The sequence below is a fragment of the Bdellovibrio bacteriovorus genome, assembly GCF_001592735.1.
In the GTDB taxonomy this organism is placed as follows: Bacteria; Bdellovibrionota; Bdellovibrionia; order Bdellovibrionales; family Bdellovibrionaceae; genus Bdellovibrio; species Bdellovibrio bacteriovorus_D.
In genome coordinates, this window is record NZ_LUKE01000001.1 from 1,119,798 (window position 1) to 1,133,445 (window position 13,648).

Consider the following 13,648-nt stretch of genomic DNA (forward strand, 5'->3'; position numbering starts at 1 on the left):
TCCGACTGGACTTAAAAGGACGAAAAACCTTTGAGGCTTTTTTCCCAAAGCATGGGCAATTCTCCAGCTCTTTGAGGAATCAATTCTTTTATATAAGCCCTTGAACCCAAAATACCCTTGTACATCCTTTGCAATGACGATCCCTCAACAAAAGGAATGAACGATGATGACAAGAAAAACGATGGCATTAACGGCGGTGATTTTAGTGGTGGTGTTCGGAATTACGGTCGTTGTGTACCCGCTGATTTTTAATCCTAATACGGCGGTTGCTCCTGACGCCTCTCCGGCAAATATGCCTGTGGTACCAGCGACCGGCCCTTAATCTTCTTCTATTTCTGAGCCTTCATCTAATCCCAAAATGCTGGCGCATTCATTCATGCGTAAGTTTATTTCGCGCACCTTTTTTTGTAAGGCTTGGATATCGTATTCATCTAAATCTTTTTCTAACGCCGCCACAACCATCGGAAGCTTTTTTAGCCACTGCCCTTGTCTTGAAGCATAAGTCGGAGGAATACCGGATCGTAAGGCGGCTTGGGTGGCATTGCGGTCTTCCAAAAATTCGACGATGAATTTTAATGTTTCTAACGTTAGAATATGGCGGTGAGCTTTTAATCTTGAAGAAAAACCCATCTGGCGAATTCTCATGCGAAGTCCTTATGTAAAAATACTTAAATGCTCACGCTTGATCCTATATTAAGATATAAAGAGTTATGGCGTCACACTTTAAAAAACATGACAAAGTCCAATGGAATTATTTAGGCAGAGCCGTCTTAGGCACAGTCGAAGAGGTCTATAAAGAATCCATCACGAAAACGATCAAAGGCAAAAAGATCACGCGTCACGGGTCCGCCGAAAAGCCCGCGTATTTAGTAAAATCCGAAGCCGGAAATATCGCTTTAAAACTTGAATCCGAAATTAAAAAAATCACTCGATCAAAAACAAGCGCGCCAAAGATGTTTGGCGGCTTAAAAGACACTTAGTTCGAAGCAGGTTTGCGCTCTTTATCCGTCTTTGGGTCAGGCGTGTTTGTGGTCATCGTTGAAGATGAGGCAACGCCCGTATTTTTTTTCTCTGCACCCAGCCAGCCACCAGTAAAACCCGCTCTTTGTAAGCCAAGCTTTATGTATTTATTTTTGCGCATCACTTCCCACACAAAACCTGTGCGATAGTTTTCGGTCATTGCTAAGATCGGACCTTGATCAATACCAATATAGTCCTTTGCAATCCAGCCCACATCCGGAATCACCTTACCGGTCTTGGAAGTTACCGGAAATTGAAAGGTGGGATTGTAAGCGTCCAAAAACCCATAATCTGTATACAGATATTTACCGTATTTTTCATACGTAGTTTGAATCGCGGGCATCACAATTTCAGGAGCAAAAGGCAACGAGCCTAAAAGAGCCGTCGGCGCCAAAGTTCCATCGTCGTAAGCATAGTTGATCCCAACACCACGGGCGAAATAACCTTTAAACTCACGCTTTTTGCCATTCACTACTTTAGAAAACTTACCCGGCCCATCGCTAGCCGTTAAGCCCCACTGATTTTCACCGTACCCATCCCAACCTGCTTTGTTGGTGATCGCGTACTGTCTTTGCGCATAGGCCGCCTTTTTAGAGTTTAAGAAATAATTGCTGTTCTTACTCTTCATGAAATCATCTTGAATATCGCGGAAATCAACCCACACATGCGTATATTGATGACCAAACATTGCATAGAACGTCAGGTATTCAATTCCGTTATCCATGCCCCAATCATCTTTATAATGATCCGTCCATGCATGCCACGAGTCTGGCTTTAAAGGAAACGTCGGCGAACCTAAACCCAAAATATAAACTAGCATCGCTTCGTTGTATCCAACCCAGTCATAGGCGATAAAACCTTTTTCACCGGGGAACCAACCAAGACTGATCACTGGATGACGATGCTGAGCCCACTGCCAATTGACTCGTTTATAAATTTTATCGGCAAGGTTACGAATCTCAGTCTCTTTTTTATTCGCTTTGCTGTAATAACTTTGCGCAAATAAAACACCACCTAAAAGCAAGGCCGTGTCCACTGTGGAAAGTTCAATCTCCCATTCCGTGGCGCGAGTTCCATCTTTCATGGAAAGAAAATGATAATAAAAACCTTGATAGCCGGCCACGCCTGTTTTTTGTGGGCCCATTGGAAGCTTCCAAAAGAAACGCAATGTCGCCAGCGTTCTATCAACGGCTTGCTTGCGGGTGATGTATTCGTTTTCAACGCCAATAGCGTAAGCCGTCAGGGCGAAACCAACTGCGGCAATACTAGCCGGAGAACTTGAAGGAAAACGATCCGGAGCCAAACCCGTCTTCGCGTCCGTGGTTTCCCAGAAATATCTAAATGTATCACGGGATAAACGATCTAAAGTCAGCGGTCTATTCACAGGAGTCAAAAGCGGAGTTCGGCCCACAACAGTCATTTCTGCTGTCTTTCCATAACCTGTCGTTGATGACAAAACCATCGCCAGAGAAACTAAACTGCTAAGGAACGCTCGCTTTAAACTCATGTAGAGCCAACAATCTAGCTCATCCCCAAGCATCTTTCAAAAGTTTAATGGCTTGGCTGCGGGAGCCCGGCGTTCCTTTTTTTAAGCGCCTCTTGAATTTCTTCGCAACGCTGATTGGTCAGTGGATATTTTAAAGCGAATAAAAGAGAGATGAGACTTAAAATTATCGGAAGCGATATTTCGATAAGGCGCATCATGAACAGACTTTGCGGAGTTTGTTGGGTTAGTTGCGCTAAAGACACATCTACAGAGGGGGGAATTCTTTCGATTCTCTGCATCGCGTTCAAATTTTTTAGCTCATTCTGAATATTATCCACATTCTGCAACAAAAGTTCTCTGTGCGTACTTGAAGACTCGCCACCTTGAAACTCCGTCGCTAAATGTTGCTTTAGCGCCTCAGCTTTCTGCTCTGCCTTAACTAAAAATTCTTGCAGGGGTTTGCTTGGCTCTGCCTTTCCAAGTTCCGCCCGAATTTCATTTACACTGCCCCGCAAATCATCCACACGCGTCACTTGAGCTTCATCAAATTGGGTAAAAATAATCAGCAATCCCGTCACCAGACTCGCAAAAGCCGATCCCATTTTTATGAACCACCAATAAACTGAATAATAAGAACCTTCCGCTCTTTTGCCAGATCTCAAATCATCTTCGTCACAGATATCCGCAAGCATTGAAGTGCTCAGCGTAAAGAAAAATAACATTCCGGCAGAAAGCAGAATTGTCGGAATCACCATCAGGTATGGATATTCTTTGCTGTAACAAAAAATCTTCGCCACTTGCGCTAACACCATCAATGCAATCGAAAGGATCAATGTATTGCGCTTACCCATTTTGGGCGACAGCCAATTGAGCGGGAACACGGCAAGTAAACCCGTGATCGCCCAGATTGTGCCATTGATCCCCAATAAAGGACCCGCCGCCGCCTTATCACCACCGTAAATATAAAATATCGAGATATAATAATTCAAAAGACTGACGAAGTTAAAGCCCATCGCCAAGGTGAAAACAGTCACAACCAAGTAAATGAAGTTTTTATTTTGCACGATGTACTTCATGTCCGCCCAAAAACTGGAACGTTTTTCGTTAGACACAGTTTTAATTTCAACGTTTTCAGGTTCTTTCAAATCCAAGAACCACCAAATCGAGGCCGGAATCAAAAAGATCGCGATCAGAATAGAAACATAGCGCATGCCATCGGCTTCTGAACCGCCCGGACCTTTGAAAATTTCCATTCCCGCTAAAGCGAACAACCAAGGGGTTGCCATCGCAAAAAGATTTCCGAAAAAGCTTTTAGCACTGAATAAACGCGTGCGTTCATGAGAATTCGGAGTGATCTCCATCCCCAGAGCACCATGCGGAATTTCAAAAACCGTACAAGCCGAAAAGAAAATTAAAACAGAAACTAAAATGTATGAAAGTTGAAACCATTGAAAAGCACCCTCGCTCGGAAACCAAGAAATCACCGACTCGTGTTTGGGCACCCACCACATCATCACAAAACTCAAAGCAACTGAGATTCCACCGACTAAAACGTAAGGACGTCTGCGTCCCCAGCGAGTGCGCGTGTTGTCCGAAAGATGGCCTACGATAGGATCAGAAACCGCATCCCAAACTCTGGGAATAATTAAAATCACACCCAGCCAGAAAGCGCTTAAACCTAAACTGATATTTCCAATAAGACCAATAAGCTGTCCGGCAATATTGAATAACGCAATGGGGATCAAACCCCCCGCACCAAACACGATAAGCTGTCTTAAGGGAACGCGGTCATTTAATTCTGATTTCATTCCTCAGCTTTAAGATGTTCCGCGTTGTAATGCACCTTAAATAGTCAAAAACATGGGGCATCAAAGGCCGAAATCGTTTAAAAATAGATCCATGATTGAAAGCATTGTTGTGCGCGAACCTTCAGAGCAAGAATTTTTAGATCTAGCCCGATTTTCATATGAGAACTTCATCCTTGGAATGGCGAAATCATCAGGTCAATCAGCTGAAGAACTTAGAAAACAAATGGGCGGTCCACCTATTCTCCGGTCTGAGGCAGATCATTGGTTGATGGTCACACAGAACAATAAAAAAGTGGGCTTCGTTTGGTTCCAACTGAATAACGACAATAAATCGGCCTTCGGGATGGATATTTTTTTAGAGCCTGAATTCCGCAACCAAGGGATCGGTCGTCACGTCCTGAATCTATGCGCGCAGCGCTTGGCTGAGCTCGGTATAAAAACCGCAAAAATCTGCGTCTTTGAAGACAACGCCATCGCAAGATCTCTTTACAAATCTTTAGGCTTTGAAACCGAAAGCTTTGATGAGGCTCGACGTCAGTTCACGCTATCCATGGATTTAAAGGTCTAACCTTCCTGCGCCCAACGTTCACGACGTTTAAGCTCTGCTTCACTGGGTGTATCTTCTAAGAAAGTACCAACAGGAACATTTCCGGAAGGTTCATAAGTCGCAATGGTCACACCTGTCGTTGAGACTTCAGAGTTCACCATCTTCATTGCAAAAGGTGGCGTGCCTTCACCAAAAAGACGTCGTCCTTTTCCTAAAACCACAGGGAAAGTCAGAATCGTTAAACGATCTACTAAATTTTCAGCGAAAAGCTGTGGATAAAGGGTTGAGCTTCCTTGAATTAAAAGATCTGGCCCGCTGCCAGATTTGATTTTTTTAGCTCTTCGATACTTGCCACACGATGGCTATTATTCCAATCAAGCGTGTCGTTACTCGAGGTTAAAACATATTTCTTGGTGCGATTAAACGGACGCGCCACCGGATTATCATCGCCAAAGTAGGGCCAGTAAGCCGCAAAAATTTCGTAAGTCTTTTTTCCCAAAAGAAGATCATATTCACCCATGATAATTTTCCCAATGGCATTACCGGTGATATCGTCAGAATGTGGCGGAATCCATCCACCAAATTTAAATCCTCCCCTTGGATCTTCAGTAGGACCTCCTGGAGCTTGCATAACGCCGTCGAGTGATAAAAAAACTGAGCCGATAATTCTTCTCATGGAGGCCTCCTGGTAAGGCCGACAAGATTTCCTTATCGGCTTTCATGTGTTAACAGTGACACTATTCTTTATTCTACTGATATTTTACCGAGCAACCATAAGGGCGCGCTGAAGATACTTCGATCTTTTTATTGGCCATGCCCGCATCAAGTGCGGCCGAAACATAGTTTGTCGAAGCTGGGATCACTTTAGGATCTGAAGAATCATTATTATCAATTCCACCGGCATAAACGACATTTCCGCTTGGGTCGATCACGTACATGTGCGGAGTTGTTTTAGCTCCGTAAGCTTTCCCCATCACACCTGATTCATCAAGCAAGATAGCCGAAGCGGCCGCCTTTTTTTCAGTCGCCGTTTTTAAAGTATCTGCTGGTGATTGGTGACCTTGTTTGCCTTTTGCTGAAGAAACGACCGTATACCAAATAACGCCCTTACCGGTGTAGTTCTTTTGTAAGCCCTGCATGTTGTTGCTGTCGTAATGCTTTTTTACGTAAGGGCAGTCTTTGTTAAACCATTCAAGGACAACCCATTTGCCTTTGTTTTCAGACAGGGTGCGCGTTTTGCCGTTAGCATCTTTGACTTCAAATGCAGGGGCTGGCTTACCAGGAATGGCTTCGGCATGTGCTAAGCCCATTGGCATCAACGCTAAAATCGCTAGTGTGATTAGTTTTTTCATTTTTCCTCCTTCAAGGGAATTAAATCATGGATCATATCAATCGTTAAAATTTGGGGAAGCAAGCGGGTCTTAGCATCTTTGCCAGAATAAAAGGCGTAAACCGGGACAGAATTCCGCCCCAGCTTTGATAATGCGGCCGTTATAGCCGGATCTTGCTTTGTCCAGTCAGCACGCATACGTAAAATATTTCCTTTTTTAAAAATCTCGTCTGCGGTGGCGGTTTCTAAGACCGCTTTTTTATTTACCTGGCAAGTAATACACCATGCGGCCGTAAAATCGATAAATACCGGCTGCCCGCTTTGCAAGGCCGATTGCAATTTGTTTTCATCGTAAGAAGTCCACGCAGAATTGCTAGAAACTTCTGCAGAGGCTTCAGCTGTCTGCACCTGTTTTCCCGAATAGGTAAGCGCGGAGATGGCTAATATCCACGCGATGACTTTCCATAAAGATTTTCTTCCGTGTCCCAACCACAATGCAAAAGAAAGAATTAAAAGTGCAGCACCAGTCGCAAGCCATCCTTGGGATCCCGTTTGCAAACCTAAAACCCACAACAACCACAGAACTGTCGCAAATAGTGGAAATGCAAAAAACTGCTTCACCGTTTCCATCCACGCGCCCGGCTTAGGCATTTTTTGCGCAAGCTTTTGACTTAAGGTTAAAGCCAAATATGGAAGTGCTAAACCCATGCCTAAAAATATAAATACCAGCATTGCTTGCCAGCCCGGCATGGTCGCGGTCGCACCCAAAGCCGTGCCCATAAAGGGTCCCGTGCAAGGAGCGGCAATGAATACCGACAGCACACCCGTCGCAAATGACCCCTGCCAACGAATACGGCCCGTGGAATTCATAATCGCCGTGCCGAATTCAAAAACGCCTAAAAAATTGAGCGCCATCATCCAGAACAGAACAATCAAGCCAAACACGACAAGTGGAGATTGCAATTGAAAGCCCCATCCGACCGAGGCACCAAGGCTGCGTAAAATTAGAAATCCCGCACCCAACCCCGCAAAAGTTGTCAAAACCCCGGCAGCATAAAGCCATCCATCTTTTCTGCGCTCTTGAGCATTTTCATTTTTTAAAAGTGAAACAGCTTTGATCGAGATAACCGGAAAAACACAAGGCATAAGATTTAACAACATGCCACCCAGAAGGGCTGAGCCCAAAATCACCGCCAGAACTGCAAAGCTGACGGGCTCTGTAGTTGCCGTCAAAGCGCCAATTTGTAGGCCCGAAAACTTATAAGCCTTCTTATCCGCCACCAATAAAAAACCTAAACTTGCGGGCTTTTGCGCCGTGGCTGATTTTTGAAAAGCGACTTCAAATCCAGAATCAGTTTTTGTGATTTTTGGCTGAGCTGGTTGAACATATTCAGGATCTACCGGGAAAAGGTCGACCTCTGATGGCAGATTGGCTTTAGATGATACGAAGACCTTTAAACCACCTTCCGGAAGTTCTGAAACCGCTAAGCGATAGGGAGAATCCAATCCTGCAGATGGAATTTTATTTTCAAAAGAATTTAATTTTGATTGGATCTCTTTCGCAAATACCGTCTCAGTTCCCTTTATATCTCGAGATAAGGATAATACTCCAAATCCAGGGACGCATTCTTCTTGGCAGACCAACCATTCTAAATTCACCTCCATCTTAAGTGATGCCGCCATACCCGTTTTTACTTTCAACAGATAGGCAACGTCCCCTTCATAACCAAAGTTCGTCAAATGCGCGATCGGAAGTCTTGCAGGGTACGGCCAAAGGATCTCACCCACTTCAGCATTTTTGGATTTGATTTGAAATTTAGGCGCAGAGCCTGAATCCCCAGGATTTTTCCAATACACATGCCAATGTGGATCCGGGCGAAAGCGAATGCCGATAACAGTTTCAGAATTTTCAGCAAAAATTTGCGGCGCCAACCAATCAATTTGAATATGCGGACCTTTCAAAGTTTCTGATGCAAATGAAACTTGAAACGTCATGAAAACTAAGGCGAACACGCTGACAAGGCGAAGCATTTTTCTCATAAAAGAAATGCTAAAGGCGACGCCTAGAAAATACAAGTTTACGGTCTTTGTTTTTCTTTAGTCTGGCTTACTAAAATGAACATGACTTGACCGAGTTTTATGAACGCGTTGAAATGGACAAATGGCGAAATTATCTAACGAGGATAAATCATTATTTTTGAAACATGGAATTATTCGCCTGCGACGACGAGTTCCCTTAAAGCTTTTACAGAAAATCCAAAGCTCTATCCGGACCGAGTTAGAGCGATTAAATATCATCTCTCAAGGAAAAATTTCTTCCGCCAAAATACAAAATCTTTCCGTCTTTCAACAAACGGGACGATTGGGGCAGCTTGTAAAAATCGGGCGCGAACTTGATCAAATAATCTCAACCGATTTAATAGACGACATGAACTTTCTTGCAGGCAAAAAGTTAAAGCCTGTTCAATTATCACCTCAACTGTTACTCTCGTTACCTCACCGAAAAGACTGGTCTTTAGATCATCTGAATTGGCATTTGGATTTGGAAATCCCCTATCATGACGTAATTCCGGGGATTCAAGCCTTTGTGTTGATTGACGACCTTAAAGTCCACGGCGGAGCCACCTTAGCGATTGCCGGATCTCACAAGCTTCCTTACTCCAATAAACCAGAATCTGAAAGCGCCCAAAAGTTGCTTCGTCAAGACGAAATATTCAGGCCCCTTTTTGATGGCGCAATTCAGAATCCGGAGAGATATTTCAGGCCTAAAAATATGTCAGGAATTGAAGTATTCCTGGTTGAGATGCATGGAAGCGCTGGAGATGTCTATTTGATGGACTTGCGTGTTTTACATTCTCCTTCGATTAATGCGACCAAGAATATTCGGATGATGGCAACCAACCGTTTCGTTTTAACATGATTTAGATCTTTCTAATAAAAAACAAATTACCTCTGCCGAATGATCAATGTTAGTATTTAAGTATACACCTCGCTAAGGAGATCCCATGGCACAGTATGTAGATGGTTTTGTTATCCCGGTACCTAAAAAGAATTTAGCCAAATATAAAAAAATGGCCAAACTAGGTCGTAAAGTTTGGATGGAATACGGTGCTTTGGATTATGTGGAATGTGTTGGCGAATCTATTGACGGCCCCTGGGGAACTCCATTTACCAAGCTATGCAAATTAAAATCGGATGAAGTTTTGATCTTTGCTTACATCGTTTACAAATCAAAATCTGCAAGAAACGCGATCAACAAAAAAGTCATGAGTGATCCGCGAATGAATCCTGAGCACCATGAAAACATCTTTAATATGAAAAGATTCTCTGCCGGCGGATTCCAAGTCATCGTTCAGGCCAAAAAAGGAAAAAAATAGCAAGATGCATACGCAATCAAATAATTTTCTGAAAGAAAACTTGTTCACGATTAATTCTGAAGAGGAACTCGTGAATTCTTTTCGCGCGCGAGATCAGAAAAAACTAGTTCTGCCAGAAAAAGTAAACTTTCCGCTACACGCTCGGTCGTACTTTACATGGAAAGAATCTTCGGGTGTTTACACTTATCTAGTTATTAAACTTCCTAATTGGGATATGCCACGCGGGGTGGTTTTTAAAAGAACTCCCTCAACAGGAGAGCCCACTGGCGGCCTTTGCAGTTGGTGTAATGCGTATGGCAGTTCGGAAGATATTGGCATGTTGTCAGTCGCAATGAATAACAACGTCAGCTTTTCTTATTTCATCTGCCAAGACTTAAGCTGCATCGAGAAAATCGAAGATGCGGCAAACTTGTCAGGAAAAGATCCTGAGAAATATATTGCTGAACTTTATTTTCGCATCGGCAAAATGTTTGAAAAGATCAGCGGGTACAAGCCGGAATAACTAGCGGTGCTCCATTCCCCACTTAGCCATCATATCTAAAATAGAATTTAAGGTTTTCCCTTTATTCGTTAATGAATATTCCACGCGCGGAGGAATCTGTTCGAATACTTCGCGCTTAATAATTTTATCATCTTCAAGTTCACGCAATTGCAACGTCAGCACCCGCGCGGAAGGCCCCCCGGAAAGACGTTGTAATTCGTTAAAGCGTTTGGCTCCGGACATAAGGTGATACAAGACCATGGGCTTCCATTTACCACCAATAACCTGCATCGTTTTCGTCACCGGACACGGGGCCACTTTGGTCATTTTCTCGACTTTGACCTTTTCTTTAAGCATTTGTAACTCCTCATGTTTTTAAAATACTTTACAGTAACAAAATAGTGCGTACTTACAAAAGTAAAGTGACAGGTTTAGTATAGCATAAGTTCTTTCTTTTTAAAGAAGGCATATTACTTAAAGGAGCTATTTATGATCGCAGTTACAGGAGCCACCGGACATTTAGGCCAACACGTCATTAAAGAACTATTAAAACAAGGAACCAATCCTAAAGAAATCATCGCTATCGTCAGAGATAAGAACAAGGCTCAAGAATTTGCCTCAAAAGGAATCGAAGTCCGCGAAGCCAATTATACTTCCGCCGACTCTTTAGATAAAGCGCTTAAAAACGTTGATAAGTTGCTTTTAATTTCAGGCAACGAATTGGGTCAACGACTTACTCAACACACAAATGTTATTAACGCGGCAAAAAGAGCCAACGTAAAACTCGTCGCTTACACAAGCATTCTTAAAGCGGATACCAGCAAAATGATTTTAGCCGCTGAACACTTAGGAACAGAAAAAGTTCTGCAAGCTTCCGGCATTCCTTATGTTATTTTAAGAAATGGCTGGTACATCGAAAACTACACCGATCAACTTCAGAATATTCTTGCCCATGGCGTGATCGCTGGCAGCGCCCAAAATGGAAAAGTAAGCGGTGCCGCCAGAGCCGACTATGCCGCTGCGGCGGCAGCCGCTTTACTCGGAAAAGCTAAGACTAATTCAATCTATGAATTAGCGGGATCTCCATTTACCATGGCTGAACTTGCCGCCACCATCACCAAAGCTTCCGGTAAAAAAGTCGAATACAAAGACATGCCCGCCCCGGATTATCAAAAAATGCTTTTAGGCTTTGGCTTACCTGCACCCGTGGCAGAAATGCTAGCCGATTCGGACGTGGGGATTGTGAGAGGAGATTTATACTCTGACAGAGACGACCTAAAAAATCTTATCGGTCGCCCCGCAAGCACGGTCGATTCAGTTTTAAAAACCTTATTATAAGACTATTTCGGTTGATGAATGACCATAAGTTCGTGGCGTTCATCAACCTTTAAACAAGCCATCCCGGCACTGGTGGCTGATTGAATGCCCAGATCAGCATCTTCAAAGGCAAGACAATCTTTAGGATCAACACCCAAGCGTTCCGCGCCCAATAAAAAGCAATCCGGAGCTGGCTTACCGTGTACGTAGTCTTCAGCACAAATCAGTTCGTTAAAATATTTTGCGAGACCTAATTGGTTTAACGTCGTTTCAACCGGCTTACGACGACTCCCCGTCACCACTGCCATAGGTAAAATTCCATGATAGTGCCGAATGATTTCCACCACCGAAACGACTTCTTTGACCTCTTTGATCGAAGCAAAATAAGAAACTTCTTTGGCCTTTAAAAATTCATCCACTGGGATTTCGATTTTGTGCATCTCGTTTAACATCTGCACAATCATCCTTGTGGGGCGACCTGCCCAAGCCATGTGCTGTTCGCGACTTAAAGTAAGGTTATAAATCGCCAGGCCTTCGTTCCAAGCACGCAAGTGCGCACCCATTGTATCTGCGACGGTGCCATCAAAATCAAAAAGAAGAGCCTTAAATTCGCGCTCGGGGAAATATTTTTTTAACATCTTTTACCGCTATTTCTTTAAAGTTAATCGCACGGGGCAGTGATCAGATCCAAACACCATAGGCAAATGAGCCGCCGCCTTCAAACGATCCGAAGCCTCTTTATTGACCAAGAAATAATCGAGTCGCCAACCCACGTTCTTTTCACGCACTCCCGGACGATAGCTCCACCAGGTGTAGTGATCCGGGCCTTGTTCAAATTTACGGAAAGAATCCACCCATTCAAGCTTGTCGATAAACTTGGTCATCCATGCACGTTCTTCAGGTAAGAATCCCGCATTCTTGGCATTCGACTTAGGATTTCTTAAATCGATTTCCTTATGGGCGATATTAAAATCCCCACAAATCATCACCTCACGGCCTTTTTTGCGCAAAGCCTGCAAACGCTTTTCAGCCGCCGCACAGAATTCCAATTTAAATGGCAACCGAGCGTGGTCCCGCTGACTGTTTGGGAAATAACTATTCACAACAGTGATGGGCCCAAAATCCGCTTCTAACCAACGACCTTCACGGTCAAATTTCTCAATGCCCAACCCCACCCGCACGTCATCGGGCTCTTTTTTAGAATAAAGGGCGAGGCCAGAATACCCCGCCTTTTCGGCAAAAGCCCAAGAGGAATTGTATTTAGCCGGATGATAAAACGTTTCGTCTTTTTTGATCGCTTCATCGGTGATCTTGATTTCTTGCAAGCACACGACGTCTGCTTTTTCTTCCTCAAACCATTCACGAAAGTTTTTGCGTTGAACCGAGCGAAGACCATTCACATTCCAAGAGATTAATTTCATGCACTTAAGATAGTCCTGAAGCATCAAAAACTCAAGGCCAGCACCTTAACGGGGGCTCGCCTAATGAATCTTTTTTCCGGAGGCAAACATCTTAATGAATTGCTCTATTCGCCTTTTACGAGTTTCCTCTTTTTTTGATTGATGAAGACGCCACGCTATCGCGAAAGTATTGGTTTTATTTAAGGTCTTAAAAAATGAGTAGGCCTTTTTATTCTTTTTAATTTCCTTTAAAAAGTCAGGCGGCACCTTCATATCTTTCGGTGATTGATAAGTACGCTCCCAACGTCCGTCCTCTTTAGCTTTTTGGATTTCCACCAAACCCGAGGCATGCATGCGTTTGGACTTAATAAGCTTTGCCACAATCTTGGTATTGCGTTCAGACCATACACTGCGCGATCTGCGAGGCGTGTATTTTTGCAACCAAGAATCTTCATCGTAAGGCTTTGCCTGGCCATCAATCCAGCCAAAACACAAGACTTCCTCTAACGCTTCTTCACGAGAAATCGTCTTCTTACCCGAAGCCTTATTAAAAAATCGAAGCCAAAGGCCTGCGGCTTTTTTATGGGATTTAAGGAGCCATTGCCTAAATTGTTTCCCGTCTTTAAAGGATTTAATCTGGTAGTCTTTTTTTTCCGCCATATAGTAAGATCATACCCATGGAAGAGGTCGAAAAGCACTTTAAGTGTCCATATTGTTTTGAAAGAATCTCGATGCTGCTAGATCCCAGCATCAGCGACGTGCAGTCCTATGTCGAAGACTGCGAGGTCTGCTGCAACCCCATCCAAATTACTTTTGAAGTTATCGAAGATAAAATTAAGCAATTCCAGGCGCAGAAGGCTTATGGATAAAACAAAGGCCGCT

Annotated in this window: 19 protein-coding genes; 8 read left to right on the forward strand and 11 right to left on the reverse strand. The window is 43.6% G+C overall.

Translation table 11 applies throughout. From position 1 onward, the window contains the following. Window positions 1–163: 163 nt before the first annotated feature. Window positions 164–322, forward strand: a complete 159-nt coding sequence (locus AZI86_RS19175) for a hypothetical protein (protein ID WP_157684637.1) — start codon at window positions 164–166, stop codon at window positions 320–322. Here the strand turns inward: AZI86_RS19175 and AZI86_RS05455 are convergent. Further along, on the reverse strand, window positions 319–645 hold the full coding sequence (locus tag AZI86_RS05455; protein WP_061834058.1) for a hypothetical protein: 327 nt from the start codon (window positions 643–645) through the stop codon (window positions 319–321). The genes AZI86_RS19175 and AZI86_RS05455 overlap by 4 nt on opposite strands. Before the next feature lie 65 nt (window positions 646–710). Between AZI86_RS05455 and AZI86_RS05460 the strand changes: the two genes are divergently transcribed. After that, on the forward strand, window positions 711–980 hold the full coding sequence (locus tag AZI86_RS05460) for a DUF2945 domain-containing protein (protein ID WP_061834059.1): 270 nt from the start codon (window positions 711–713) through the stop codon (window positions 978–980). On the opposite strand, the gene AZI86_RS05465 is transcribed toward AZI86_RS05460, so the two are convergent. Both AZI86_RS05465 and AZI86_RS05470 read right to left on the reverse strand, forming a co-directional pair. Beyond that, entirely contained in the window at window positions 977–2,527 is a 1,551-nt protein-coding gene (locus AZI86_RS05465) for a glucoamylase family protein (RefSeq protein WP_061834060.1), read from the reverse strand. The genes AZI86_RS05460 and AZI86_RS05465 overlap by 4 nt on opposite strands. Window positions 2,528–2,571: 44 nt before the next feature. Beyond that, window positions 2,572–4,314: an MFS transporter gene (locus AZI86_RS05470; protein WP_061834061.1), complete on the reverse strand. Its 1,743-nt coding sequence runs from the start codon at window positions 4,312–4,314 to the stop codon at window positions 2,572–2,574. A gap of 91 nt (window positions 4,315–4,405) precedes the next feature. On the opposite strand from AZI86_RS05470, the gene AZI86_RS05475 reads away from it, so the two are divergent. Next, window positions 4,406–4,882 carry a GNAT family N-acetyltransferase gene (locus tag AZI86_RS05475; RefSeq protein WP_061834062.1) on the forward strand — a complete coding sequence of 159 codons (477 nt, stop codon included), beginning with the start codon at window positions 4,406–4,408 and terminating at the stop codon, window positions 4,880–4,882. Here the strand turns inward: AZI86_RS05475 and AZI86_RS19370 are convergent. The 4 genes from AZI86_RS19370 to AZI86_RS05490 form a co-directional block, all read right to left on the reverse strand. Continuing rightward, a complete protein-coding gene (locus AZI86_RS19370) occupies window positions 4,879–5,190 on the reverse strand; it encodes a dihydrofolate reductase family protein (protein WP_216635900.1) in 312 nt (103 codons plus the stop codon). The genes AZI86_RS05475 and AZI86_RS19370 overlap by 4 nt on opposite strands. After that, entirely contained in the window at window positions 5,160–5,537 is a 378-nt protein-coding gene (locus AZI86_RS19375; RefSeq protein WP_216635889.1) for a dihydrofolate reductase family protein, read from the reverse strand. The genes AZI86_RS19370 and AZI86_RS19375 overlap by 31 nt, the downstream gene beginning before the upstream one ends. Window positions 5,538–5,610: 73 nt before the next feature. Continuing rightward, window positions 5,611–6,213 carry a thioredoxin family protein gene (locus AZI86_RS05485; protein WP_061834063.1) on the reverse strand — a complete coding sequence of 201 codons (603 nt, stop codon included), beginning with the start codon at window positions 6,211–6,213 and terminating at the stop codon, window positions 5,611–5,613. After that, complete coding sequence (locus AZI86_RS05490; RefSeq protein ID WP_157684638.1) at window positions 6,210–8,231, reverse strand: protein-disulfide reductase DsbD family protein; 2,022 nt, start codon at window positions 8,229–8,231, stop codon at window positions 6,210–6,212. Before AZI86_RS05490 ends, AZI86_RS05485 begins: the two co-directional genes overlap by 4 nt. A 121-nt stretch (window positions 8,232–8,352) precedes the next feature. On the opposite strand from AZI86_RS05490, the gene AZI86_RS05495 reads away from it, so the two are divergent. From AZI86_RS05495 to AZI86_RS05505, 3 genes are all read left to right on the forward strand, one after another. Further along, window positions 8,353–9,111, forward strand: a complete 759-nt coding sequence (locus AZI86_RS05495; RefSeq protein WP_061834065.1) for a phytanoyl-CoA dioxygenase family protein — start codon at window positions 8,353–8,355, stop codon at window positions 9,109–9,111. Window positions 9,112–9,196: 85 nt separating this feature from the next. Then, entirely contained in the window at window positions 9,197–9,568 is a 372-nt protein-coding gene (locus AZI86_RS05500; protein WP_061834066.1) for a DUF1428 domain-containing protein, read from the forward strand. Between the two features lie 4 nt (window positions 9,569–9,572). After that, window positions 9,573–10,070: an FBP domain-containing protein gene (locus AZI86_RS05505; protein WP_061834067.1), complete on the forward strand. Its 498-nt coding sequence runs from the start codon at window positions 9,573–9,575 to the stop codon at window positions 10,068–10,070. On the opposite strand, the gene AZI86_RS05510 is transcribed toward AZI86_RS05505, so the two are convergent. Continuing rightward, on the reverse strand, window positions 10,071–10,406 hold the full coding sequence (locus tag AZI86_RS05510) for a winged helix-turn-helix transcriptional regulator (RefSeq protein ID WP_061834068.1): 336 nt from the start codon (window positions 10,404–10,406) through the stop codon (window positions 10,071–10,073). It abuts the gene before it with no gap. Window positions 10,407–10,538: 132 nt separating this feature from the next. Between AZI86_RS05510 and AZI86_RS05515 the strand changes: the two genes are divergently transcribed. Then, window positions 10,539–11,387, forward strand: a complete 849-nt coding sequence (locus tag AZI86_RS05515; protein ID WP_061834069.1) for an SDR family oxidoreductase — start codon at window positions 10,539–10,541, stop codon at window positions 11,385–11,387. A gap of 2 nt (window positions 11,388–11,389) precedes the next feature. On the opposite strand, the gene AZI86_RS05520 is transcribed toward AZI86_RS05515, so the two are convergent. From AZI86_RS05520 to AZI86_RS05530, 3 genes are read right to left on the reverse strand one after another with little or no spacing between them, the layout of a single operon-like run. Continuing rightward, complete coding sequence (locus AZI86_RS05520; protein ID WP_061834070.1) at window positions 11,390–12,004, reverse strand: HAD family hydrolase; 615 nt, start codon at window positions 12,002–12,004, stop codon at window positions 11,390–11,392. 9 nt (window positions 12,005–12,013) lie between these two features. Beyond that, complete coding sequence (locus AZI86_RS05525; RefSeq protein WP_061835073.1) at window positions 12,014–12,787, reverse strand: exodeoxyribonuclease III; 774 nt, start codon at window positions 12,785–12,787, stop codon at window positions 12,014–12,016. 60 nt (window positions 12,788–12,847) lie between these two features. Then, entirely contained in the window at window positions 12,848–13,426 is a 579-nt protein-coding gene (locus tag AZI86_RS05530) for a YdeI/OmpD-associated family protein (protein ID WP_061834071.1), read from the reverse strand. A gap of 17 nt (window positions 13,427–13,443) precedes the next feature. Between AZI86_RS05530 and AZI86_RS05535 the strand changes: the two genes are divergently transcribed. Then, window positions 13,444–13,635 (forward strand): CPXCG motif-containing cysteine-rich protein, encoded by a 192-nt coding sequence (locus AZI86_RS05535; RefSeq protein ID WP_061834072.1) that lies wholly within the window; start codon window positions 13,444–13,446, stop codon window positions 13,633–13,635. Window positions 13,636–13,648: the final 13 nt, after the last annotated feature.

Excerpts from the sequence above, each read along its gene's own strand:
- AZI86_RS19175 (WP_157684637.1), top strand. The coding sequence starts at position 164 with ATGATGACAAGAAAAACGATGGCATTAACGGCGGTGATTTTAGTGGTG.
- AZI86_RS05455 (WP_061834058.1), bottom strand. The coding sequence starts at position 645 with ATGAGAATTCGCCAGATGGGTTTTTCTTCAAGATTAAAAGCTCACCGC.
- AZI86_RS05460 (WP_061834059.1), top strand. The coding sequence starts at position 711 with ATGGCGTCACACTTTAAAAAACATGACAAAGTCCAATGGAATTATTTA.
- AZI86_RS05465 (WP_061834060.1), bottom strand. The coding sequence starts at position 2,527 with ATGAGTTTAAAGCGAGCGTTCCTTAGCAGTTTAGTTTCTCTGGCGATG.
- AZI86_RS05470 (WP_061834061.1), bottom strand. The coding sequence starts at position 4,314 with ATGAAATCAGAATTAAATGACCGCGTTCCCTTAAGACAGCTTATCGTG.
- AZI86_RS05475 (WP_061834062.1), top strand. The coding sequence starts at position 4,406 with ATGATTGAAAGCATTGTTGTGCGCGAACCTTCAGAGCAAGAATTTTTA.
- AZI86_RS19375 (WP_216635889.1), bottom strand. The coding sequence starts at position 5,537 with ATGAGAAGAATTATCGGCTCAGTTTTTTTATCACTCGACGGCGTTATG.
- AZI86_RS05485 (WP_061834063.1), bottom strand. The coding sequence starts at position 6,213 with ATGAAAAAACTAATCACACTAGCGATTTTAGCGTTGATGCCAATGGGC.
- AZI86_RS05490 (WP_157684638.1), bottom strand. The coding sequence starts at position 8,231 with ATGAGAAAAATGCTTCGCCTTGTCAGCGTGTTCGCCTTAGTTTTCATG.
- AZI86_RS05495 (WP_061834065.1), top strand. The coding sequence starts at position 8,353 with ATGGCGAAATTATCTAACGAGGATAAATCATTATTTTTGAAACATGGA.
- AZI86_RS05500 (WP_061834066.1), top strand. The coding sequence starts at position 9,197 with ATGGCACAGTATGTAGATGGTTTTGTTATCCCGGTACCTAAAAAGAAT.
- AZI86_RS05505 (WP_061834067.1), top strand. The coding sequence starts at position 9,573 with ATGCATACGCAATCAAATAATTTTCTGAAAGAAAACTTGTTCACGATT.
- AZI86_RS05510 (WP_061834068.1), bottom strand. The coding sequence starts at position 10,406 with ATGCTTAAAGAAAAGGTCAAAGTCGAGAAAATGACCAAAGTGGCCCCG.
- AZI86_RS05515 (WP_061834069.1), top strand. The coding sequence starts at position 10,539 with ATGATCGCAGTTACAGGAGCCACCGGACATTTAGGCCAACACGTCATT.
- AZI86_RS05520 (WP_061834070.1), bottom strand. The coding sequence starts at position 12,004 with ATGTTAAAAAAATATTTCCCCGAGCGCGAATTTAAGGCTCTTCTTTTT.
- AZI86_RS05525 (WP_061835073.1), bottom strand. The coding sequence starts at position 12,787 with ATGAAATTAATCTCTTGGAATGTGAATGGTCTTCGCTCGGTTCAACGC.
- AZI86_RS05530 (WP_061834071.1), bottom strand. The coding sequence starts at position 13,426 with ATGGCGGAAAAAAAAGACTACCAGATTAAATCCTTTAAAGACGGGAAA.
- AZI86_RS05535 (WP_061834072.1), top strand. The coding sequence starts at position 13,444 with ATGGAAGAGGTCGAAAAGCACTTTAAGTGTCCATATTGTTTTGAAAGA.